This is a genomic window from Kitasatospora putterlickiae, from assembly GCF_039527695.1.
GTDB classification, from domain to species: domain Bacteria; phylum Actinomycetota; class Actinomycetes; order Streptomycetales; family Streptomycetaceae; genus Kitasatospora; species Kitasatospora putterlickiae.
In genome coordinates, this window is record NZ_BAAAKJ010000114.1 from 16,015 (window position 1) to 19,260 (window position 3,246).

Annotated in this window: 5 protein-coding genes; 4 read left to right on the plus strand and 1 reads right to left on the minus strand. The window is 75.2% G+C overall.

Features of this window, described 5'->3' with window-relative positions; translation table 11 throughout:
* Nucleotides 1-73: 73 nt before the first annotated feature.
* The 4 genes from pgsA (at nt 74) to ABD308_RS12050 (ending at nt 2,439) form a co-directional block, all read left to right on the plus strand.
* Nucleotides 74-712: a CDP-diacylglycerol--glycerol-3-phosphate 3-phosphatidyltransferase gene (pgsA, locus tag ABD308_RS12035; protein ID WP_344332389.1), complete on the plus strand. Its 639-nt coding sequence runs from the start codon at nt 74-76 to the stop codon at nt 710-712.
* A gap of 94 nt (nt 713-806) precedes the next feature.
* Nucleotides 807-1,337: a CinA family protein gene (locus ABD308_RS12040; protein WP_344332395.1), complete on the plus strand. Its 531-nt coding sequence runs from the start codon at nt 807-809 to the stop codon at nt 1,335-1,337.
* Between the two features lie 400 nt (nt 1,338-1,737).
* A complete protein-coding gene (locus ABD308_RS12045) occupies nt 1,738-2,106 on the plus strand; it encodes a helix-turn-helix domain-containing protein (protein ID WP_344332402.1) in 369 nt (122 codons plus the stop codon).
* Nucleotides 2,107-2,157: 51 nt separating this feature from the next.
* Entirely contained in the window at nt 2,158-2,439 is a 282-nt protein-coding gene (locus tag ABD308_RS12050; protein WP_344332407.1) for a hypothetical protein, read from the plus strand.
* Nucleotides 2,440-2,504: 65 nt separating this feature from the next.
* Here the strand turns inward: ABD308_RS12050 and ABD308_RS12055 are convergent.
* Nucleotides 2,505-3,246 (minus strand): Lhr family helicase (locus tag ABD308_RS12055; RefSeq protein ID WP_425554747.1); only part of this gene is annotated, 742 nt, incomplete at its 5' end.

Sequence of the window (3,246 nt, forward strand, 5' to 3'; positions counted from 1 at the left end):
CCGCCGAAGGCGTCGACCTGGTCGCCGAGGCGCTGGAGCAGGTGCGGGTCCGCCGGGCACCGGGAGCCGGGGAATGACCCAGGGGCCCGGCGCCCCGATCGCGGCCCACCCGGGCAGACCGGCGGCCGCGGTGCCCCCGGCGCCGGGGATCTGGAACATCGCGAACATGCTGACCATGGCCCGGCTGCTGCTGGTCCCGGTCTTCGTCACCCTGCTGTTCGCCGAGGGCGGCCACGACCCCAAGTGGCGCTCGGTGGCCTGGGCCTCCTTCGCGATCGCGATGATCACCGATCTGTTCGACGGCGAGCTGGCCCGGCGCAAGGGCCTGGTCACCGACTTCGGCAAGATCGCCGACCCGATCGCCGACAAGGCGATCATGGGCTCGGCGCTGATCGGCCTCTCGGTGCTGGGCGACCTGCCGTGGTGGATCACCGTGGTGATCCTGGCCCGTGAGCTCGGCATCACCCTGATGCGGTTCTGGGTGATCCGCTTCGGCGTCATCCCGGCCAGCCGGGGCGGCAAGCTCAAGACGCTCACCCAGGGCATCGCCGTCGGCATGTACGTGCTGGCGCTGACCGGCTGGCTGGCCACCGGCCGGGCCGTGCTGATGGGCCTCGCGGTGGTGCTGACCGTGGGCACCGCGCTGGACTACGTGGGGCAGGCGCTGCGCCTGCGCCGCGAGGGGCTGGCGGCGCAACGCCCGCAGGGGTGAAACCGCGCGGATCCCGGCCGGGGGCGGTCCCCGGGCCCCACAATGGCGGGTACTCCGGGGCGGGCCCGGGGGAGCGCGAGGGAGGGACGTCGGGATGAGTGGCGGATCCGGGGCCGTGGCGGACGGCGGGGCGGCCGATTACGGGCTGGCCGAGCGGGCGCACGCCGCGCTGCGGGCGCGGGGCGGCACGGTGGCCGTCGCGGAGTCGCTGACCGGCGGACTGCTGGCGGCCGCGCTGGTGGACGTGCCCGGGGCGTCCGCGACCTTCCGGGGATCGGTGACGGCCTACGCGACAGAGGTGAAGGCCTCGGTGCTCGGTGTCGACGAGGGGCTGCTGGACGTGCACGGCCCGGTCCACCCGGTGGTGGCCCGGCAGATGGCCGAGGGCGTGCGCAAGCTGCTCGGGGCGACCTACGGGGTCGCGACGACGGGGGTGGCCGGCCCGGAGCCGCAGGACGGGCGGCCGGTCGGCACGGTACACCTCGCGGTCGCCGGTCCGGGGGGAACTCTGGTCAGTTCGCCACGGTTGTCGGGAGAGCGTGCCACAATCCGTCACGGGGCGGTGACCGCCGCTCTGGAGCTGCTCGTCGGGCGGCTCCCGTCATCCGGTACGCCCGCGCGCTGAGCCGTCGTCCGCACCGTCGCCCGCACCACCCTCACCGTCCGTCCCACCAGCCACCCGTCGTTTCCCGTCCCCGGTGCCCGCCGGGGGCCGCCCGCCAAGATCTCCACAGAACCGAGATCTGCCGAACTGGCGTGCGGGCATCGCGCACCTGGAGGATCGTGTTACATCGGAGGGCCTGGTTGGGCAGAAACCAGGTGGCGAACGAGTGGCGTGGCGGTGGCCGAGTGTCGCCCGGAGGGTACGACGGGGTACCCGCCGACCCGGATGCGACACCGAAACAGGGGAGGGGACAGCCTTGCAGCCCAGAGTGAACACGACCATGGTCCCCGCACGCGAAGCGGGCAAGGCGGTACGGTGGGGGCGTGACATCTCGATCCGCAGTCCGAGGAGGGAGGCACCGATGATCCTGCTCCGTCGCCTACTGGGCGATGTACTGCGTCGGCAGCGCCAGCGCCAGGGCCGCACACTCCGCGAGGTGTCGGCGGCCGCCAGGGTTTCGCTCGGATACCTCTCCGAGGTCGAGCGGGGACAGAAGGAGGCCTCCTCGGAGCTGCTCTCCGCCATCTGCGACGCACTCGACGTCCGGATGTCCGAGGTCATGCGCGAGGTCAGCGACGAACTGTCGCTCGCCGAACTTGCGGCGATGGCCACCCTCTCCGAAGGTGAACTGCTGAGGCCGGTGCTCGAACCGGTTCCGCTGCCGGCTCCCGGCAACGACCGGGCGAACATCTCGCCCAAGGCCGCCGCGATGGACGTGGTCGCCGCCTGACCTGGCCTCGGTACGGGCCCGTCGGGCCCGGGTTGAGCGAAGGAGGCGGTCGTGCGCAGTGCGGCGGCGAGGTGTGCCGGGGCCCGAATACGGTTCCGGCTGGGCCTGGGGCTCCTGCTGGTCCTGGCCGGCGGACTCGGCTGGTGGCTGACGGCCGGCCCCGGGCGACTTCCCGGTGGTGCGGTGCTCGGTCTGCTGGCGGCCGGCGGCTGGGGGCTCGGGCTGATCCCGGTCCACGCCGACTGGCGGTCCACCGGGCCGTCGCGGCGCCGCGCGGGCGAGCCGGCGACACGGATGGAGCCATGGTGGGAGACGGAGCCTCCGACCGGGTGAACAGGACGCGGACGAGGGCCGTGGGACCGATCGGTCCCACGGCCCTCGTCGCGTTCGGGGCCGGCTCAGGGGCGCAGCCGCAGGCCGCGCGGGGTGGCGTGGAAGCCCGCCTGCTCCAGGGCGGTGCCGAGCGCGGACCCGAGGGCCGGCTCGCCGTTGGCCCGTTCGACGGTGACGCTGCCGAGCGCCCCGTCCCGGGCCGCCCCGGCCAGCGCGGCCGCCGCCGCGGCGAGGGTGGCCTCGTCCTGCGCCCAGGCCAGCAGCGACTTGCCGCCGCGCTCCACGTACAGGCAGAGCTCGCCGTCGACCAGCACCACCAGGGCGCCGGCCTTCCGGCCGGGGCGGTGCGCCTTGCCTGCCGCCTCGGTGGACCCGGCGGGCGGTTCGGGCCAGGGGAGTGCGGCGCCGTAGGCGTTCGCCGGGTCGGCGGCGGCCAGCACCAGGGCCTGTGGCGGTTCGGTGCTCGGGGCGGCCGGCCACTCGGTGCCCCGGGCCCGCTCCAGCCGGCCGCTGACCGAGCGCAGCCGGTCGGCGGCCCCCTCCATGGCGAACTGGGCGCCGCCCAGCCCCTCGACGAAGTAGCCCCGGCGGGTCCGGCCGCGCTCCTCCATGGCGGCGAGCACCCGGTAGACCCCGGCGAAGCCGCCCGGGATCCGCTCGGCGGCGACGGTGCCCCGGGTCAGCAGGCCGTGCCGGTCCAGCAGGCTCTGCGCCTGGGCGGTGGCCCGGACGGTCGGGTCGGCGGCGAGGTGGGGCAGCAGCGACCAGCGTCCGCCGACCGTCGGCGGGCCGCCGCGCAGCGCGCCG